The sequence below is a fragment of the Candidatus Pantoea symbiotica genome (assembly GCF_056491525.1).
This window is the reverse complement of sequence record NZ_JBSZHR010000003.1, coordinates 812,246-831,716: the sequence shown is the minus strand read 5'-3', so window position 1 is coordinate 831,716 and position 19,471 is coordinate 812,246. Positions and strand designations below refer to the sequence as shown.

Annotated in this window: 17 protein-coding genes and 1 pseudogene; 9 read left to right on the top strand and 9 right to left on the bottom strand. The window is 52.7% G+C overall.

Going from position 1 to position 19,471, the window contains the following annotated elements; translation table 11 throughout:
• Nucleotides 1-8: 8 nt before the first annotated feature.
• Nucleotides 9-1,544: an ABC transporter substrate-binding protein gene (locus ACXIZX_RS24490; RefSeq protein WP_154156575.1), complete on the bottom strand. Its 1,536-nt coding sequence runs from the start codon at nucleotides 1,542-1,544 to the stop codon at nucleotides 9-11.
• Between the two features lie 340 nt (nucleotides 1,545-1,884).
• On the opposite strand from ACXIZX_RS24490, the gene ACXIZX_RS24485 reads away from it, so the two are divergent.
• From ACXIZX_RS24485 to ACXIZX_RS24475, 3 genes are read left to right on the top strand one after another with little or no spacing between them, the layout of a single operon-like run.
• On the top strand, nucleotides 1,885-3,018 hold the full coding sequence (locus ACXIZX_RS24485; protein WP_479405320.1) for an ROK family protein: 1,134 nt from the start codon (nucleotides 1,885-1,887) through the stop codon (nucleotides 3,016-3,018).
• 11 nt (nucleotides 3,019-3,029) lie between these two features.
• Nucleotides 3,030-4,472: a M81 family metallopeptidase gene (locus tag ACXIZX_RS24480; protein WP_479405319.1), complete on the top strand. Its 1,443-nt coding sequence runs from the start codon at nucleotides 3,030-3,032 to the stop codon at nucleotides 4,470-4,472.
• Nucleotides 4,469-6,271: an ABC transporter ATP-binding protein gene (locus tag ACXIZX_RS24475; protein WP_479405318.1), complete on the top strand. Its 1,803-nt coding sequence runs from the start codon at nucleotides 4,469-4,471 to the stop codon at nucleotides 6,269-6,271. The genes ACXIZX_RS24480 and ACXIZX_RS24475 overlap by 4 nt, the downstream gene beginning before the upstream one ends.
• A 48-nt stretch (nucleotides 6,272-6,319) precedes the next feature.
• On the opposite strand, the gene ACXIZX_RS24470 is transcribed toward ACXIZX_RS24475, so the two are convergent.
• Both ACXIZX_RS24470 and ACXIZX_RS24465 read right to left on the bottom strand, forming a co-directional pair.
• The gene (locus ACXIZX_RS24470) at nucleotides 6,320-6,700 is read right to left on the bottom strand and encodes a tautomerase family protein (RefSeq protein ID WP_479405317.1); all 381 of its coding nucleotides are present in this window, start codon (nucleotides 6,698-6,700) and stop codon (nucleotides 6,320-6,322) included.
• On the bottom strand, nucleotides 6,700-7,008 hold the full coding sequence (locus ACXIZX_RS24465) for a carboxymuconolactone decarboxylase family protein (protein ID WP_479405316.1): 309 nt from the start codon (nucleotides 7,006-7,008) through the stop codon (nucleotides 6,700-6,702). Before ACXIZX_RS24465 ends, ACXIZX_RS24470 begins: the two co-directional genes overlap by 1 nt.
• A 99-nt stretch (nucleotides 7,009-7,107) precedes the next feature.
• On the opposite strand from ACXIZX_RS24465, the gene ACXIZX_RS24460 reads away from it, so the two are divergent.
• Together ACXIZX_RS24460 and ACXIZX_RS24455 are read left to right on the top strand one after the other, a co-directional pair.
• Nucleotides 7,108-8,007 carry a LysR substrate-binding domain-containing protein gene (locus ACXIZX_RS24460; RefSeq protein WP_479405315.1) on the top strand — a complete coding sequence of 300 codons (900 nt, stop codon included), beginning with the start codon at nucleotides 7,108-7,110 and terminating at the stop codon, nucleotides 8,005-8,007.
• A 689-nt stretch (nucleotides 8,008-8,696) separates the two neighbouring features.
• A complete protein-coding gene (locus tag ACXIZX_RS24455; RefSeq protein WP_479405314.1) occupies nucleotides 8,697-8,987 on the top strand; it encodes a hypothetical protein in 291 nt (96 codons plus the stop codon).
• Nucleotides 8,988-9,062: 75 nt separating this feature from the next.
• Here the strand turns inward: ACXIZX_RS24455 and ACXIZX_RS24450 are convergent, their stop codons facing one another.
• Entirely contained in the window at nucleotides 9,063-10,337 is a 1,275-nt protein-coding gene (locus tag ACXIZX_RS24450; protein ID WP_008108085.1) for a Glu/Leu/Phe/Val family dehydrogenase, read from the bottom strand.
• 493 nt (nucleotides 10,338-10,830) lie between these two features.
• Between ACXIZX_RS24450 and ACXIZX_RS24445 the strand changes: the two genes are divergently transcribed.
• Nucleotides 10,831-12,258 (top strand): amino acid permease, encoded by a 1,428-nt coding sequence (locus ACXIZX_RS24445; RefSeq protein ID WP_353655904.1) that lies wholly within the window; start codon nucleotides 10,831-10,833, stop codon nucleotides 12,256-12,258.
• Between the two features lie 8 nt (nucleotides 12,259-12,266).
• Here the strand turns inward: ACXIZX_RS24445 and ACXIZX_RS24440 are convergent, their stop codons facing one another.
• Together ACXIZX_RS24440 and ACXIZX_RS24435 are read right to left on the bottom strand one after the other, a co-directional pair.
• Nucleotides 12,267-13,436, bottom strand: coding sequence for an ROK family transcriptional regulator (locus ACXIZX_RS24440; protein ID WP_479405313.1), 1,170 nt, complete (start codon nucleotides 13,434-13,436; stop codon nucleotides 12,267-12,269).
• Between the two features lie 190 nt (nucleotides 13,437-13,626).
• Entirely contained in the window at nucleotides 13,627-13,893 is a 267-nt protein-coding gene (locus ACXIZX_RS24435; RefSeq protein WP_479405312.1) for a hypothetical protein, read from the bottom strand.
• 103 nt (nucleotides 13,894-13,996) lie between these two features.
• Here ACXIZX_RS24435 and ACXIZX_RS24430 point away from each other — a divergent pair, with 103 nt between their 5' ends.
• Complete coding sequence (locus ACXIZX_RS24430) at nucleotides 13,997-15,070, top strand: enoyl-CoA hydratase/isomerase family protein (RefSeq protein ID WP_479405311.1); 1,074 nt, start codon at nucleotides 13,997-13,999, stop codon at nucleotides 15,068-15,070.
• Nucleotides 15,071-15,238: 168 nt separating this feature from the next.
• Entirely contained in the window at nucleotides 15,239-15,532 is a 294-nt protein-coding gene (locus ACXIZX_RS24425; RefSeq protein WP_179452398.1) for a DUF1330 domain-containing protein, read from the top strand.
• A gap of 57 nt (nucleotides 15,533-15,589) precedes the next feature.
• Here ACXIZX_RS24425 and ACXIZX_RS24420 read toward each other — a convergent pair whose 3' ends face one another.
• The 3 genes from ACXIZX_RS24420 to ACXIZX_RS24410 all read right to left on the bottom strand — a co-directional run bounded on the left by ACXIZX_RS24420 (nucleotide 15,590) and on the right by ACXIZX_RS24410 (nucleotide 18,280).
• Complete coding sequence (locus ACXIZX_RS24420; RefSeq protein ID WP_179452399.1) at nucleotides 15,590-16,105, bottom strand: DUF2867 domain-containing protein; 516 nt, start codon at nucleotides 16,103-16,105, stop codon at nucleotides 15,590-15,592.
• Nucleotides 16,106-16,253: 148 nt separating this feature from the next.
• A complete protein-coding gene (locus ACXIZX_RS24415; protein WP_218889399.1) occupies nucleotides 16,254-17,354 on the bottom strand; it encodes a Gfo/Idh/MocA family protein in 1,101 nt (366 codons plus the stop codon).
• 29 nt (nucleotides 17,355-17,383) lie between these two features.
• Entirely contained in the window at nucleotides 17,384-18,280 is an 897-nt protein-coding gene (locus ACXIZX_RS24410) for an SDR family NAD(P)-dependent oxidoreductase (protein ID WP_218889401.1), read from the bottom strand.
• 140 nt (nucleotides 18,281-18,420) lie between these two features.
• On the opposite strand from ACXIZX_RS24410, the pseudogene ACXIZX_RS24405 reads away from it, so the two are divergent.
• A pseudogene (locus ACXIZX_RS24405) lies at nucleotides 18,421-19,328 on the top strand (LysR family transcriptional regulator).
• Nucleotides 19,329-19,471: the final 143 nt, after the last annotated feature.

Here is a 19,471-nt window from a genome sequence, read left to right as displayed (position 1 = left end):
CCATTGGGTTATTGCTTCACCGCGTCGCGTACGACGATTTGTCCGCCCGGCTGCATCACCACGCCGCTGATATTTTTACGTGCGGCATAGAGATCGTCCTGATAGAACAGCAGCACCTGCGGCGCTAATCCGCTGATCTGTTTTTGCGCCTGGAAGTAGAGGTCTTTGCGTTTGGCATCGTCGAGCGTGGATGCGGCGGTGTCGATCAGATCATCGGTTTGCTTGTCGCTAAAGAAGCCGAGATTGGCCCCGCCCGGCGCAAAGCTACTGGTGTGATACAGCGGACGCAGCTGCAGATCCGAACCATACAAACCAGAAGACCAGGACGCCAGCACCGCATCGGTGCCCTGTGCAGCTTTCTCTTTGCCATCGGCAAACGCCGCTTTGGTCCACACGCCGCTCTCCATCTGGCGCACGTTGAGTTTCACGCCGATTTTGCTCCACATACCCTGCAGCACTTGTGCGGTACGTGCGTCAGGTGCCTGCACCGCAATCGACATCGGGAAACCGTCGGCGTAGCCCGCAGCTTTCAGCAAATCTTTGGCTTTTTGCAGATCATACGGATAGTCATGCAGCGCTTTGTCGTAGTTAGGATCAACCGGAGCCAGCGCAGAGTTCGCCGGTTGCGCATAACCAAACATGATGGCTTTTACCAGCGCCTGCTGGTCGGTGGCGAGATTCAACGCCTGACGCACGCGCACATCGCTTAGCGCTTTGCTTTGGGTGTTGAGATCGACCCAGAACACCGCCGCACCCGGCGACTGTTTGAGATTAACGTTAGCGTTGTTTTTCAACATGCCAGCAAACTGCGGCGGCACCGGGTTAATAATATCGACTTGCCCCGATTGCAGCGCCATATTCATCACTGAAGGCTCGCTGCTCCACGTCCATTTAATTTCATCCGGACCGGAAGATTTCCCCCAATAGTCAGGATTCTTTTGTTCAAGTACATATTCGCCGGATTTGTACTGCACCAGTTTATAAGGCCCGGTGCCATCGGCTTTATTGTTGATGCTGCCCGCTTTATCCGCTGTTGGACTCACCATTAATCCCGGACCGGAGGCTAAAACAGTTAAAAAGGCCGGATTAATTTTTTTCAGCTGAAACGTGACGGTGAGATCGTCTTTTTTCTTCACGTCCTGAATAAAGGTGCGAATTTTTCCACTGCCGGCTAATCCGCGCTGCGTATTTAAATGACGCTGGAAGTTTTCCACTACCGCGTCGGCATTAAATGGCGTGCCGTCGTGGAATTTCACATTTGGACGCAGGGTGAAGGTCCAGTTAAGTCCGCTGTCATCGGATGTCCAGGATAATGCCAGCGCTGGAATGATTTTGCCGTCATCACCGAGACGCGTCAGGCCTTCGTACATCGGGTCCAGCACCGTGCCGGTAAAGGTCGCGGTTTGGTTGCCGGGGTCCATGCTGCGCGGCGGTTCGTTCTGCATGATCACCAGCTGGCTGGCAAAAACCGTGGCGCTCGCCATCGACGCCAGTAAACAACCGGCCAGCGTCAGTACCTTGAAATGCTTGTGTTTGCTTTCCATGAAGGCCCTCAATGAATCATTGAAACGATCGGTGAATGAACATTTATTTGTTATGCAGTGAGGCATTCCGGACGGTCGCCATTAATGGCGACCCTACGATCGCCAGGCGAGGTTTTCGTAGGGTGCGCATTAATGCGCACCGGTAGATTGCCGTTAATTCCGTCCCGACGACTGTCGCATTGCGCTATATAAGCCACACTCACTAAACAAAAGCCAATAGGTTGGTTCATATAATTTACTTATAATCAGATCTGCATTCAGAAATTTAACTAAATATCGTTGTATTTGTTTTCTGTCCTTATTATTGTCAGCGCATAGTGCTAACGCCGTGAGAACCTCAATGCTCAATGCCCACCAGCAACAAATTCTGCGCTTACTTATTGCGTCGCATGGCATGAGCCGCACCGCGCTTGCGGAAAAAATGAAATTAAGCAAAGCCGCAATTAGCCCGCTGGTGAAAGAGATGCTGCAGGCTGGATTGCTGGAAGAGAGTGTTCCGGAATCCAGCGGCCAGGGTCGTCCATCGGTGTTATTAAAAATGCGTGCCGACAGCGCCTATTTTCTTGGTGCTTCGCTGCTTGGCGAGCGCGTAGTTTTAGTGCTGATTGATATGCACGGCCGCACGCTGGCCGCTACGCAAATGCCGTTGAATCTCGATCCGCCGCAGCTGGCAAAAATGATTGCGGCGGCGATTCCGGATCTGATTGCGCAGAAATCGATTTCGCAGGATCAGTTGATCGGGCTTGGCGTGACGTTATCCGGATTTGTCGATGAACATCAGGCGATTTGCGTGCAGTCGGCGCTGCTGGGCTGGAAAAACGTGCCGCTGGCAGAACTGCTGAAACAGCAAACCGGGCTGGAAGTGTCGTTAGAGAACGATGCCAAAGCGCTGGCGGTGAGCGAGAAGATTTTCGGCGTGGCGAAAAAGGCGCGCAACTTCACCCTGATTTCGCACGGTGACGGCATTGGATCGGCACACTTCTTTCAGGGCCAGCTGCATCGTGGCGCGCACGGCGCTGCCGGTGAAATCGCCCACTGCACCATCGAACCCGGCGGACGTCCTTGCCGCTGCGGCAAACGCGGCTGCCTCGATACGCTGGCCTCGTTAACCGCCATCCGCGAAAGCGTGCGTGACAAAGCGCTGGAAAGCGAATCGATTGCCGAGCTGGAAGCGCTGGCGGTGAAAGGCAACAGCGCGGCGATTGCTATTTTGCATCAGGCTGGCCATGCGCTGGGTTTATCGATCGCCAATATCATCCAGATGAATGACCCCGAATTAATTGTGATTGCGCATCAACCTGATGCGTTTGATGGCTTGCTAAAAACCGTGGTGATGCAGGCAGTCGATCGCCATGTGCTGCCGTCGATCATCGGCAAAACGCCGATTTCAAGCATGGCAATCAACGAAGAGAGCTGGGCCAGAGCCGCAGCCAGTGTGGCGGCGTATCGTTTTATCATTCACTTACCCGACTAGCGGAGGCTGCTATGCGCATTGCTTTTGGTGGAATTCATACTGAGTGCAGTACTTATAATCCGGTGCTGAATTATGCCGACGACTTCCGCATCGTGCGCGGGGATGAACTCACCACCAATCCTTACTTCGCCTTTCTGCAGGATTATGATGCCGAATTTCTGCCCACCTTCCACGCGCGCGCCATCGCCGGTGGTCCGGTTGCGCGCATCACCTACGACGATTTTAAGCAGGATTTCCTGACACGCCTCGCGGCACATTTGCCGGTGGATGGCGTCTATCTCGCCATGCACGGCGCGGTTTATGTTGAAGGCATGGAAGATGCTGAAGGCGACTGGATCAGCGCCACGCGCGAGTTGGTCGGCGCGGATTGCCCGATCACCGTCAGCTACGATCTGCACGGCAATGTCACACAGCGCATCATCGATGCCATCGACATGTTCTCGACCTATCGCACCGCGCCACACATTGATGTGGAAGAAACCATGCGCCGCTCGGTATCAATGCTGGTGAAAAGTCTGCAAACCGGCGTCAAACCTGGCGTGGTGTGGGCACCGATTCCGGTGGTGTTACCCGGCGAGCGCACCAGCACCGAAGATGAACCGGCTAAAAGTTTGTATGCCCGTTTGCCCGCGATAAACCAGCTGGAGCACATCTGGGACGCCTCGCTGATGGTCGGTTACGTCTGGGCCGATGAACCGCGCGCCACCGCTGCCGCGATCATGACCGGCACCGATGCCGATGTGCTGGCGGAACAGGCGGCAAAACTGGCGCTGGCTTACTGGCAGGCGCGTGATGAATTCAGCTTTGGCTGCGTCACTGGCAGCATTGAAGAGTGCGTCAGCATGGCTATCGCCAGCGAAACCGCGCCGGTGATTCTGGCCGATTCCGGTGATAATCCGACCGGCGGCGGCGTTGGCGATCGCGCGGATGTATTGGCGGAGCTGATTCGCCGGGATGCACAGGACGTTATCGTCGCCGGTATTACCGATAAACCCGCCACCGATGCAGCATTTGCTGCCGGTGAAGGCGCAACCTTAACGCTGACCGTTGGCGCGTCGCTCGATCCGGCCGGCGGCAAAGTGCAAGCCGAGTTTGTGGTGAAGCATCTCAGCGACGATCCGCGTTCGCTGGCGAAACAGGCGCTGCTGCAAACCGGCGGCATTACGCTGGTGGTCGCCGATCGTCGCCGCCCATATCACAACCTGGCGGATTTCGCCCTGCTCGGTCTCGATCCCGCCACCGCTAAAATTGTGGTGGTGAAGTCGGGTTATTTGTCGCCGGAGCTGGCACCGCTAGCCAATCCAAACCTGATGGCGCTGTCAGAAGGCGTGGTCGATCAGTACGTGGAACGCTTAACCCGCAACCGCAAATTGCAGCCCGCCTATCCGTTTGATACGGATTTCAGCTTCCTGCCGGTAAGCAGCTTGTCCGCACGCTTTGTGAAAGCAAAATGAACATGCCAGCCTCCGCAGTCGAACCGGTGCTGCGCATCGAAAACCTGACCGTTGCCTTTCGCGTTGAGGATCAATGGCGCGAAGTGGTGAAGAACCTGTCGCTCACCGTGAATGCCGGTGAAACGCTGGCAATTGTGGGTGAATCCGGTTCGGGTAAAAGCGTCACCTCGATGGCGATTATGCGCTTACTCAACATGCGCCACGCGCGCGTCAGCGGCAAAGTGCTGCTGAACGGCGTTGATCTGCTGACGCTAAGCGAATCCGCCATGGGTGATATTCGCGGCAATGCGGTGGCAATGATGTTTCAGGAACCGATGACCAGCCTGAATCCGTCGTTCACCATCGGCAATCAAATTGCTGAGGCGCTGATCAATCACCGCAAAATCAGCAAACGCGCCGCGCGTGAAGAGACCATTCGGCTGCTGGAGAAAGTGCGCATTCCCAATGCGGCGAAACGCTTTAATGATTATCCGCACCATTTTTCCGGCGGCATGCGCCAGCGCGTGATGATTGCCATGGCGCTGGCGCTGCGACCCAAACTGCTGATTGCCGATGAACCGACCACCGCGCTGGACGTGACTATTCAGGGGCAAATTCTTGACCTGATCAAGACGTTGCAGGAAGAGGAAGGCACGGCGGTGCTGTTTATTACTCACGATATGGGCGTGGTGGCGGAAGTGTCGGATCGCACGCTGGTGATGTATCAAGGTGATGTGATGGAAACCGGCACCACCGCCGCGATTTTCTCCGCGCCTGCCGCCGATTATACCCGCACGTTGATTGCGACCGTGCCGCAGCTCGGCGCAATGCGCGGCATTGCTGGACCGCGTAAGTTTTCCTTTGATGAGCACGACGCGCCTGATGCCAGCCGCGTAGCGACATCGCAGCAGCCGCTGCTGTCGGTAAAGAATCTCATCACCCGCTTCAGCATCCACGAAGGCGTGTTCAGCCGTAAAACCGGCGCGGTACATGCGGTGGAAAATATCTCATTTGATTTGATGCCGGGCGAAACCTTGTCGCTGGTCGGCGAATCCGGTTGCGGAAAATCCACCACCGGACGTTCGCTGACGCGCCTGGTTACACCCGACGCGGGCGAAGTGGCCTTTGATGGTTACGACGTGCTGAGTTTATCAACTCACGAACTGCGCACCTTGCGCCGCGCCATGCAGATGATTTTTCAGGATCCGTTTGCCAGCCTCAATCCGCGCATGTCGGTGCTGGAAGCGCTCACCGAACCTTTTCTGCAACATCGCCTGGGCAGCAAAGCCGAGGCGCGTGCGAAAGCCGCTTCACTGATGGAACGCGTCGGATTATCCGCCAGCATGATGAAACGCTATCCGCACGAATTTTCCGGCGGCCAGCGCCAGCGTATCTGTATCGCCCGTGCGTTGATGCTCGACCCGAAAATGATCATCGCCGATGAATCGGTGTCGGCGCTGGATGTCACGGTAAAAGCGCAAATCATCAATCTGCTGCTCGACCTGCAACAAAGCCTCGGCTTGTCGTATCTGTTTATCTCGCACGATATGGCGGTGGTCGAGCGCATCAGCCATCGCGTGGCGGTGATGCTGCTCGGTGAAATCGTCGAGATCGGCCCGCGCGCGGCGATTTTTGAAAATCCACAGCACGATTACACTCGCAAACTGCTGTCGTCGGTGCCGGTGCCCGATCCGGCGCGCCGTCATGTGAAGCGCCAGATTGACATCAGCGAGCTGAAAAGCCCGGTGCGTGCGCTGGGATTTGTGCCTGAAACGCGGCGTTATCGCGAGGTGAGTGAGGGACATTGGGTGATGGAGTGATCTGGCAATGCCCGGAAGAAGGTCGCCATGAATGGCGACCCTACGCAGTTACAGCGCAAACATCTTTCCGCCGCTAAAACTCCAGTCTTCGGGCTGGGTTTGCTGAATAATGATCATTAAATCATTGGGATCAAGATTGAGGCGCTGCTGCAGGCGTTCACTCAACACCTGATAGGTTGCACACTTCTGTTCCACACTGCGCGGTTTGCCTGCCACGATGTTCAGCAACACATAGCGATCGCTACGACCGCCGCTAAGATAGTGGCGATCATAAATAAAACGCTGCGCCGCCAGCGATTCAATCACCTGGAAACGATCGTCGGGCGGTACGTTGAACTCGGCCACCAGCACCTCATGCAACGTGTCCGATAAGATTTGCAGATCGGCATCGCTCCAAACGTCGCGCACGATAATCCGGGTAAATGGCATCAGTTGTTCTCCTGTTGCAATAAAGCCAGCGCCGTCACTGCAGCGGGCCAACCGGCGTAAAACGCCTGATGGGTAAATAATTCCACCAGCTCTTCACGGCTAAGTCCGTTCTGCTGCGCAAATTCAAGATGCCACGGCAGTTGCTGCTCGCGGCCCAAAGCGCTAAGCGTGGCGAGCGTGATCAAACTGCGCTCACGCGGTGACAGCACCGCGCGCTGCCAGATATCGCCAAACAACACCTGCTGGGTTAACTCGGCTAACTTCGGTGCGACCTGCTGTAAAGAATCGCGATCCAGTGACTTACTCATGATTTTCTCCGGCATTGAATAGGCAGCGATTGTGGCGCGCTGCTACAATCCTGAAAATCGCATTATTCAGGACTTATAGTCCCGCTTTGAAGGATGGTTATGGAGAAGATTCCGGTCTCGCTTGATAGCGATGCGCTGCGCAGTTTTGTGTTGGGAATCGAGTGCGGCAGCTTCGCGCTGGCGGCGCAGCAACTGTGCCGCTCGACGTCGGCGGTCAGCGCCCAGTTAAAAAAACTGGAACAGCAATGCGGTATGGCGCTGGTGACCAAACGCGGTCGTCATCTGGCGCTCACGCCCGGCGGTGAAATCTTGCTGAGCTATGCGCGTCGTCTGCTTAGCTTGAATGATGAAGCCTGGCGCGCGGTGCGCGGCGAGTTGTTGCAGGGTGATGTGCGTATCGGCATGCAGGAAGATTTCGGTGAATCGCTGATGCCCGGCATTCTTGGCCCATTTAGCCGCCAGCATCCGAGTGTGCGTATCAGCGCGCGCGTCGATCGCAATCAGCCGTTGTTGCAAGCGATGGCCGAACAAAGTCTCGATATGGCGCTACTTTGGCAAGGTGATAATTTACCTGCGCAAAGTGAGTTGCTAGGCCAGACGCCGCTGGCGTGGATTGGCGCGCAAGAGTTTGATATTCGCGGCTTGCTCGCGCGTGGTGAAGCTATACCGCTGGTGATGTTTGAAGCACCGTGTCTCATGCGGACACGTGCGCTGAGCGTGCTGGAACAGGCTGGACTCGACTGGCGCGTGGTGTTTACCAGCCACAGTTTGAGTGGCGTGTGGGCGGCGGTGCAGGCTGGATTGGGGATCACCTTGCGTAGCCAGATTGGTTTACCTGCGGGATTGCATTCCCTGAACGCTCAACTGCCCGCCGTGGGAAGTATGGGTATCGCACTGTGGCAACATAATGCTAACGATGCCGCCCAGCAAATGCTGGCGCAGCTTACGCGACATGCGGTGGCGGGATATCTTCCGCTTATCAAACCGACATTAAAGTGAAACTGGGATAAAGCGGAGAGGTGCGGCCCATTCCTGCTAGTTTCCGCCCTGCACGCTTCAGTTAAATCAAACCTTCCGCTGCTATTTTGCAGGCAGAATGTTTCCCGCATTATTCTCTCATACACAACAGACAAAATACCGCTCGGCTATTAGGATGATGAGTGTGGAAATATTGCCAGGCGTGTTCCGGTGAATAAAAAGATCCCATAAAAACACGATTATCGTAGGCCGGCGCCATACGACAGCTTTCACGGTGCAAGTCACAGCAACCCTCGCTATCTTCCTGAGCAAAGACGTAAAAATCCGTTGTAGTTAATTTCATCCGCGACACCTCGTGGGCAGAGATAAATACTAATGAATAAAAATCTTTAAAATCGCCCGTTGCGGATACTATTTTCGAACTTTTTAGCAACCAGCTCACAGTGAGCTGAAGTTAATTATAGCCTGCGAGAAACCTGCTGTCTTTAATAAAAGAAAAAGAGATTATTTAAGCAGAGCGCAATAAAATTGAAATTTAAATAATTATATTTTAATTCTCCCTTTGTCGTTACGCTTAACAGGGCCAATATTTACTGTTAATGGCGGTGATTATTTATAAATATTCACTAAGATTTATCTTAAAAAAAAGATCACTATTTTTGATTATTTATACTTAAGTAAACTTAAATTTAAACGCCGGAGATAATACTATGTTCAGTTACACTATCCGTGTCGAATTGAAAGAACCCACCGCTGGCACGCAAATAGAACTGCTCTATGCGATGCTTGAGAATGGTTTTACGCGCAGTTTAGTCTGTGAGAAAGGTTATGCGTATGTGTTACCCACCAATGAATATGTTTATGTAGGTAGCGAGAATATAAGGAGTTTAACTGACAGAATTGTCACTTTGGTGAGTGAATTTAGCGAAGATCCTTCGGTGATGATTACCCAATCTGCCGCGAGGTGCTGGTCAGGGTTGCGCGGCGTAAACCTCGCATGAAAGATAAGATAAACGCCCTCTCACGGCAAAGACGGCGTTTATCTGCTAATTTGAATAAACTTAAAATTTAATTAATTAGCCTGGATAAATACCGCGATCTTTACGTGCCAACAGAATACGTTCGCAGGCAACGATATAAGCAGCAGTACGCAATGAGCAGCGCTTTTCAGCGGCCTTATCCCAAACGTGAACCATCGCTTCAGTCATGATGCGGTCCATACGCTGGTTAATCTCATCTTCGCTCCAGAAGAAGCTCGCCATATCCTGTACCCATTCGAAGTAACTCACCGTTACCCCGCCTGCGTTACAGATTACGTCTGGCACCACCTGCACACCGCGACTTGCCAGCATATCATCCGCATCCGGATACGTTGGGCCGTTAGCCCCTTCCAGCACGAGTTTTGCACTGATGATTTCAGCGCGCTCACGGGTAATTTGCCCTTCCAGCGCAGCCGGGATCAGGATATCCATGGCGGTGGTCCAGAACTGCTCTCTGTCGATCTCACGCGCACCCGGGAAACCGGCTATCTGTTTATGTTCGATCTGCCAAGCAGTCAGCGCCGCTAAGTCAATGCCGCCTTCGTTTAGTAAGGTTGCGGTGTGGTCCTGAATAACCACCACGCGCGCACCGGCTTCGGCGAACAGACGCGCCGCTTCGCTACCCACATTACCAAAGCCCTGCAACGCCACGCGTGCGCCTTCAATGGTGATGTTGGAGCGTTTTGCCACTTCACGACCGGTAATAAATACGCCGCGACCCGTGGCTTTCTCACGGCCTAACGAGCCGCCAAGATGAATCGGTTTACCGGTGACAACGCCAGTAATGGTGGTGCCGTGATTCATCGAGTAGGTATCCATCATCCACGCCATCACTTTGCCATTGGTACCAACGTCGGGCGCGGGAATATCTTTCTGCGGACCAATAATCAAGCCAATTTCACTGGTGTAGCGGCGGGTTAAGCGCTCCAGCTCACCTTCAGACAGCGAGTGCGGATCGACGCGAATACCGCCTTTCGCGCCGCCATAAGGCAGGTTGACTGCGGCACATTTGATGGTCATCCAGGCTGACAGCGCCATCACTTCATTCAGGTCAACTGCAGGATGGTAACGCACGCCCCCTTTGCCCGGTCCGCGCGAAAGATTGTGCTGTACGCGATAGCCTTCAAAGTGGCGAATCGAGCCGTCATCCATCTGCACCGGGATGTCGACAATCAGTGCTCTTTTCGGATGACGCAGGGTTTCTATCCAGCGAGACAATTCACCAAGATGAGGCGCAACGCGGTCAATTTGGCTCAGGTAGGTAGTCCAGGGAGATGTACTGCTTTCAGAAGCGTAAGATAACTTTTCCATGAGAAGCCTGTAGGTTCAGAGTTATTTATATTGAAAAGACGTGGAAAGGTGATGCATTGCACTAGACGGAGTGTAATTTAACACCTTTTAAGAAAAGCGGGTTGCGTTGAATAAGGAGGATTTAACTTTTTCGATACAAAAATTCGCGAATGAGTGAATAAATAAGCATTAAAAAACCCCCTCCTATGACGCATAAATATGCGATATATATTCACTAAATTGCATAAAATTTGATTTTATTCCTATTTTTCAGTTCTTTGATGATCATCAAAAAGTGAATAAACTGTTATTTTTCCGCATTGACTTTGTTAACTCACGCCACCACGATGAGTAAAACCTAGCCGGAAACCTCCATCATGAATTAGCGTTTTATTAATTTCGTTTTTCTTTCATCTATTTAAACGTGCTTCTTTAAGGTTCAACCCCTTATTTGCCATTGATGCTTGCGGGCAGGCATCGTCATGCGTCTTTTTGCCAGACTGAAGGAATCATTGTGTCTAACAAACCTACACAAGGGCAGATTCAGCCTGCTCGGGCTCTCGACGCCCCGCAAAAACTGCAGCGAGGACTGAGCGAACGTCATATTCAGATGATCGCGCTGGGCGGATCGATCGGTACCGGGCTGTTTATGGGCGCGGGACGCAATATTGCGGTGGCCGGAACCTCGATATTAATCATCTACATTCTGGTCGGGTTCTTCAGCTATATGGTGATGCGGGCGATGGGCGAAGTGCTGCTTAGTCGGCTCGACTATCGCTCTTTTGCCGATTTTGTCGGTGATTACCTTGGGCCGAAAGCCAGCTTCTTTCTCGGTTGGTCTTATTGGCTAAGTTGGGTAGTGACCTGTATTGCGGATGTGGTGGTGTGCGGCGCGTATATGCAGTATTGGTTCCCGGAAATGTCGGCGTGGATACCCGCGTTGTTCACCCTCGGCATTCTGTGTCTGTTTAACATGTTGTCGGTGAAGGCTTTTGGTGAAGCTGAATTTTGGTTTGCGCTGATCAAAGTGATTACCATCATCGCGCTGATTCTCACCGGCGGATGGATGGTGTTTAGCGGCTGGACCTCGCCGGATGGCGTTAAAGCTTCGGTACATAACCTCACCGATCCCGCCGTGTTTATGCCGCATGGCATCACCGGTTTTCTTGCTGGTTTCCAAATCGCGATTTTCTCTTACACCGGCATTGAGCTGCTCGGCACCATGACGGCAGAAACGCGCGATCCCGAGAAAATTTTGCCGCGTGCAATTAACTCTCTGCCACTGCGGATTGTGATTTTCTACATGCTCTCGATGATGGTGATCATCGCGGTGACGTCATGGCAAGGCGTGTCGCCCGATACCAGCCCATTCGTGACACTGTTTGCCAAAGCCGGATTGCCCGCTGCAGCGGCGATTATTAACTTCGTGGCGCTCACTTCGGCAATGTCTTCCGCCAATAGTGGCGTCTACTCCAGTACCCGCATGTTATATGGCTTGTCCGTCGAGAAGCATGCGCACTGGCAGTTCCGTATTCTGTCGCGCACCACGCGTATTCCGCTGCGCAGCCTGCTTTTTTCCTGTTTCTGCATGCTGAGCGGCACCTTGCTGCTGTTCCTGGTGCCGAACGTGACAACGCTGTTCACCATCGTTTCAACGCTGGCCGCGATTCTGGTGATCTACTGCTGGGGCATGATTCTGGTCTCATATCTGGTGTATCGCAGGCAGCGTCCAGACCTGCATCAAAAATCCAAATTTAAGATGCCCGGCGGCAGAGTGACGGCCTGGGGAACACTGATGTTCTTCCTGTTCTCAGTGGTGATCATGATATTTGATCCCGACACGCTCGCCGCATTAGCCGCTTCACCGGCGTGGTTTATTGCGCTGTGGCTGTGTTGGAAGATGAAGGAGAAGCGGAAAACGGCTGTGAAGGTAGCGGCCTGATCGGGCCGTTACTTCATCAGTACCTGAAATTGTGGATTGAACTCGTCGAAAATCGGCAGCGCGGCGGCACCTAACGCGGCAGTATCGCTGCCGGTCATACCAACTTTGACGCGTGTGCCGGTGAGGTAGCGACCGCGCACCGATTGATACAGCGGCGGCAGGCGGCGAATAATCTTATCCAGCAGCACCGCAGGCATCATGCCGCCAATGATCACGCTTTCGGCATCGAAGATGCACTCCAGCAGATTAATCGCCTGACGTAGCGGCGTTAACACGGTATCGATCCATTTATCGAACAGCGCCGGATCGACTTCCAGCAAATCTTCCGGCAAAGCGGTCATCGGATCGAGCCCGCAAAACTCGTACGCTGCCTGCAAAGAGACGTAGCGTTCCAGACAGCCCTGATTACCGCAGTAACATTCGCGTCCGCCCGGCTCCACCACCACATGACCGACTTCACCGGCGTTATGCGCATGGCCGCTATAGACGTGGCCATCCATAATGATTCCCGCGCCCAACCCGGTGCCGATGTAGAGATAGACGAACGAATTGAGCTGTCGCGCCACGCCATGAAAGCGTTCGCCAATTGCCGCCACGGTGGCATCGTTTTCCAGCGTCACCGGCACGCCGCTCATCGCAGCGAGTTTGGTTTCAATATCCACCTGTTCCCAGCCGTGCAGCGTGGTTGGCCCCATCGAAGAGATGCCCTCAACGCCAAACGGACCAGGCATCACCACGCCAATTCCCAGCACTTTCTGCCAGCGATCACCCAGTTGGGATTTGATCTCGCTAAGCACCTCGGCAATGCGCGCTAATGTGGCATCCGGCTGCGGCTTTTGTACCAGAATAAGGCGGCGGAAGTGAATTTCGCCGGTGAGATCCACCAGCACAATCAGCAGTGTTTGATGATCAAGATGGATGCCGATCGAAAAGGCGCTGGCGGGATTAAGCGTCACCGGAATCGCCGGTTGACCGCGTCCCTGTTTGCGCGGCGCGCGGCTGGTAAGCAGTTCGGCCTGCTCCAGCTCCGCCACAATATTCGACACGGTTTGCGGCGTCAGAGCGGTGAGACGAGCCAGCTCGGCGCGGGTCAGTTCACCGTGCAGGCGAATGGCTTCAATGATCACGCGGCGATTGTGCGCCCGTGCATGTTCCAGATTGGTTCCCGACGTTTTCACCTTGCTCCCTTCCCTTTAATTCCACGCGCTGCGGATAGCCGCATCAATATCTATGATCGGCCACACATTTTACAACCCTTTCGGTAAGGTGAATGGGATTAACGCCTTTACGGCCATGAACTGGCAAGGTGGTTTTGAGGGTTTGGGCGGGGATTTCGATAATTTTAACGTTGAGTAACCATCCCGACTGTTATTTGACAAAGAACCAACTAACCACGGCTACCACGCCCACTAACAACGATGCGAATACCGCGCCTGTTACGAATGAATGAGTTGTAGTCTGCTCTTCCTTGCGGATGTCAGTAAACCTGGCCAGCGCGCGTTTTACATCCGGGGCGTTTAATTCTTCAAACTGCTTTTCATAGCCTTTAGCCGTAAGATCGGAAGCGCCTGCTATATCAGATCTCTCCAGCGCATTGATGTGATTACCCTTTTTAAAAAAGAAGTACTCTGGCATGAGAACCTCCGAGGAAAAAGTTGATGTCTGAAATAACATATCTGAGCAGGTATGACCGCGTCATCATGTCCGCATAATGTCCGCATAGTGCTATAAGCGGACATTGGCGATTTTTGCCGATGTCACCCGGCAAGTTTTTATTCTCATCAGCACAACTACGAATGCTATTAATGACATTTTTGTCACAGGTGTTCTGAGGTTTCCTCATCTTAATCACTTTCAGCCAAAGCATTATATTGAGCACGTAAACCTTGTCAGTGCATGCCCTTCTTTGCAGAGGTTGCTGCATCTGAAACTCAACATCAGTGACCTTGCGCAAGGTCATCTCAGGCTGGAAATCATTATGAACACTGCTAAACGCTTAAATATTGTACGTGAATCACAGGCTTACTGGCGCATCATCATTAATAATCCTCCGCTTAACCTTTTTGATCCGTGGATGTTCGCTGAGCTGAACGTTCTTATGGACGATATTGAGAAAGATAAGGATCTTAAAGTGGTCGTTTTTGAAAGCGGCGATGAAGAGTTCTTTATGAACCATCATGACGTTGTCAGCCGCACCATTATTCCCGACCAGCCGGGTGCCGCCCCGTTTTTTAATCACTGGCCTACGTTTGTTACGCGTCTGGTGCAGTCTTCCGTTATCAGCATAGCCAAGGTGCGCGGACGTGCCCGGGCTCAGGGCTTTGAATTTGCGCTGGCCTGTGACATGCGTTTTGCATCAAAAGAGCGCGCAAAGTTTGCCCTGATTGAGGTAGGCGGCTCATCTATTCCCGGAGGTGGTGGTGTGGAATGGCTTTCCGCGCTTACGGGCCGTTCACGAGCACTGGAAATTGTCTGCGGTGCCGACGACTTTGATGCTGAGACTGGCGAGCGCTACGGCTTCGTTAACCGCGCCGTTCCTGACGCCGAGCTGGATGACTTCGTCGATGCCTTTGCTCGCCGTATGTCGCGGTTTGAAAAGAGAGCGCTGGAAACGGGGAAAAAAATGGTCAACGCACGCGCCGGAGTTCCGTCTGAAGGAGAGCTGTGGACATCTAACCACATTTTGCAGGGTGTGGATTCTTGGCCTGAAGCGCAAAAAGCTTTTACCCGACTTACCGCTGCCGGTTTCGGAGAGGTCGGCGATTTTGAACTTAACATGGGTGAACGTCTGGGCGACGAACCTGCAGCCTGAAAAAGTCCGCATAGCTGATATGGCGCTGTGTAATCGCGATCTGTTAGGTCGCGATACAAATTTTATCAGAACTGCCAGCGACTACTGTCTGCGTGGACAAATCCAGTGCGGCAGAAAGCATGTTTGTTCAGGAAGTTCTGACACCCCTTTTATTGTGAAGGAGTCTCTATGAGTGCTTACATTGTTTATGTCCGCGACCGTATTACCGATCCGGATGAGTTCAAAAAATATGAGGAAAGTGCTCCGGCCGCTTCGGTAGGACATCCCATTACACCACTGGCATTTTATGGCGCAGTTGAAACTCTGGAGGGCGCGCCGGTAGACGGTGCGGTCATTCTTGAATTTCCTACTGTTGCCGATGCCAGAGCGTCATATGAAAGCCCGCTCTATCAGGAGGCGCTTAAACACCGGCTGAAAGGGGCAGAATATCGGGTCTTCATCGTCGAAGGCATTAAGGGATAGTGGTGAGGTACGGCTGTATTTTCAAAGGCCGTACCCGACTTCCGCCAGTTAACAGCATCACCGCCAGCCTTTCCTGGCCGCTCTTTTCAGCATCGAGCGGACAACCATGCGATGAAAAGGCGCTATCAGTAAGATATACCCTTTCCCCAATGTGTTGTGACAACGCACAACTGACGTCACTACCACTTCTTGTTTATTTGATTCTCTGCATTTACGCACCAGAACAGAAGTCCTGAAATCAAGGTGAGTGTCATTTTCACCAATAACGAGTTCATGTGGCTCCACGGATATGACCGGAAAGAAATCAATATGTGCCGCTGCGCTGTCAATAAGCTTTTTGCGTAACTGAGATGAGGTCTGAATTCCGAATGGCTTTACGAAAGCATCCCGACAGCCGAGTAGCATTCTGAACCATAGAGGCGGCGTTTCCAGCAGAATACGCGCCAGGCTTTCGACTCCGGAAGGGGCATCTGATGGAAGAGTTATGGCAAACGCATCGGCCAGTTCGGGTGAAGTAAAAAGGCCAGCGATCCGGCTTTCAGACGGTAGGGTAACAGCACGAATGGTTTGCATAGCACTACCTCGCAGCCTTTATCAGAGTGAAACCCATCCGACAGCATAGCGGCTGTCCGGACGGGTTAACTTCGCAATGTTATATGATAAACCCGCCACTCATGCCAATCGCTGGCGCTTTATTACTTGCTCCTTCCAGCAGTCGCATTTATAGCGACTGTTCAGCTGAAAAGCGTGCGGATGATTCAGTGATTTGATCGATAAGCTGATGTTGACGCAACGCGTCCTCAAAAGTAGTCGCGTCATGAGTTCCCGTCGCTTTGTCCCGCGCGTAAGCCGCGTAGAGATAAGCTACATCCTGTGAGCTGGCATCAAGATGGGATACGGGTAAATATGCGTATGCCGCAGGCACCGCCAGGGTTTCAAACGTTTCAATGCCATTACGCATAATAGCAATCTCGTTGTCGTTTTCGTTTTCAAAGCCGCGCGCATTGGTGATACGCAAAACGCCTTCTGTTCCGGTAATGTCAATCTGAAGACCGGTACGGTGCTTCTGCCCTCCCTCTAACTGGATTGAGAACAACCCTCCGTGAGAAAGAGACCCAATTATCATTACCTCATTCGGGCTGGTATAAGGCACCTTCTCACCCGTTTCCGCGATCGTCGTAACCGGGAATTGGTTTTCCATCACTGCAGTGAGTTTTTGCGGAAAACCGACGCCGTGAAACAGCATATCGTTGAAGTGGCCGCCATAAATCGACAAGAGCTCTGTGAAGTTAGCTGCATCCAGCGCCCATTTAGCAAACTCCGGCATCACCTGACCAAAGGCGTTCACACCAACAGACATGCGTACGGCCCTAATCTGTCCGATAGCGTTCTGCTTCAGCAAATCATGCCAGTAGCGTGAGCTGGGTGAAAACCGGCGCTGCAGCCCCACAATATGCCTGCCCCCTCTTTCACGCGCCATTCTCATGACGTGTTCCGACTCCGCTGTGGAGGTGGAAAGCGGCCACTCACTGTAAACATCTTTACCTGCTTCAATCACCGCCCGCACCAAACGCCCGTGCTCAGGCGTGGGGGCCAGAACCACTACCAGATCAATGTCAGGATCGGCCAGCAAAGCCTCCGGGCTGCCGTAGGCCTTGCCAATATCAAACTGATTCGCGTAATTCTCTACCTTGTCTTTATTTCTGCCCGCCAGAGCCGCAACCTCGAAATTATCCAGCGCCTGCAGGGCCGGAATATGGCCGTAACGTGCCCAGCCGCCGGTACCGATGATGCCGACGCGAATTCTACCGTTATTCATCATGTCCTCTCATTATCTGGATACTGAAAAAGTTATCCCTGGGCGGCAGCAGATACGTCACGCCAGGCTTCCCAAGTCGTAATTTTTTGCTGGCTGGTTGCCGTCATGTCGGGCACTGCTGTTTGCCCCAGACCAAGTCGCACCGGCGGATTGGTGCTGTCAACCAGAGCAAGAATGGCTGGAGACGTTGCAGCCGGATCGCCATAAGCGTAGCCGCTTGCCATCTTAGCCAGCGATTCACGCACCGGCGCATAGGCGGGTATCTGCTCGGAATACTTAGCGGAAGAAGCGTTGCCAAAATCGGTGGCATAACCGGCTGGTTCGATCAGTGTTACGTTGATTCCAAAATTTTTAACTTCCTGGGAAAGTGCGTCGAACAGCCCTTCAACGGCAAATTTGGAGGCACTGTAAATTCCGAAAGTCGGCACGGAAAATACACCCAGCACACTAGAAACGGCCAGCAGGTGACCAAAACCCTGAGCTCTGAAAACAGGTAACGCTGCCTGAGTGATCCAGAGCACGCCAAAATAATTGGTTTCCATCTGTGCTCTCGCTTCTTCTTCACTTGCCTCTTCCACGGTTCCCTGATGGCCGTAACCCGCATTGTTCAGAACAATGTCCAGATGACCAAAGTGATGAGTTGCCAGGTTAACTGCAGCAAAAGTTGCACCACGATCTGTGACGTCAAGCGACAACGGTAATACGGCGTCACCGTACTTCTGCGAAAGATGATCAAGCGCATCCACATTTCGCGCAGTCACAGCCACCCGATCGCCGCGTTCGAGTGCTGCGGTTGCCCACAGCAAGCCAAAGCCTCTGGATGCCCCGGTAATGAACCAGACTTTACCGCTGTTTTCTGATGACATATTTGCCCACTCCTGAAAAGTTTTATGCGTCTGAACGCTGATGCGTTTAAAGACGAGCATCATTACGTTATCTATTGAGGCCACAGCACGCAGGTTGTTGCCTGTAGAAAGATACTAATCTGATTATCTGTTGAAATTAACGCAGTTGTCAGGCATAACATATGTGACAAAAGTGTCATCAATATCATTTACGAGAGAGTACGATGGAAAGCCTGAACGGTATGGAAGTATTCGTTCATGTAGCACAAACCCGCAGCTTTATCGCCACCGGCCGCGTCAAAGGCATTTCATCCTCAGCAGTCAGCAAAAGTATCTCCAGACTGGAAGACCGACTTGGTGTTCGTCTCTTTCAGCGCAGCACGCGTTCGGTGCATTTAACGCCTGAGGGTGAGGTGTTTCTGGAACGATGCCGCCGGATTTTTGATGAAATTCAGGCTGCTGAGGATGAACTGCTGGCTATGACCGAACAGCCGCGAGGCCGGCTCCGTATCGGACTTCCGTTGGCAGGAGGACTGATGTTGCCGATGATCTCGGACTTTATGCAGAGATACCCGGAGATTGAGCTGGATCTCGACTTTTCCGATCGTCTCAGTGACGTCATCGATGAGGGAATGGATGTCGTTATCCGGGGGGAGAACTCAATGACTCCCGCTTGATTTCACGACGGCTGGGTTCATTTCGTCTTTGCCTGGCGGGATCGGTAAGCTATTTCGGGAAGCACGGTGTTCCTGTTCGCCCAGACGATTTGGCTACCCATGCCTGCCTGCATTATCGCTACCCCAGTTCCGGAAAACTGGAACAGTGGCCGCTTAAACTTAAAACAGCAACCCTGGGTGGACACGCTCTACCTTCAACAATGATTTGTAGCAGTCTGGAAGCGTTACTGTTTCTGGTGGAAGAAGGACGGGGCATTGCCTGCCTGCCAGACTTTGCCATCAGGAATGGACTTTCTCATGGCCAGTTACAGACGGTACTGGACAGCTATATGTCCCGGATAACCACATTTCATGTTCTCTGGCCCAGCACCCGTCAAATGACGCCAAAAGTCCGCGTTTTCGTGGATTTCATTACAGAAGTATTTAATCAGTATTTGGTTAAAAAAAATAAATAGGATGATTACATCAGTCTGCCAGCTATAACTCGATATACATTAGATAAACATCCCCTGACGCCAGAACCGATGCATACTTTCATAGATTGAGTAAGAACGTCCGCTTTTCGCTCATAGCGGACTAAAGGTTATTTTGTTTAGCT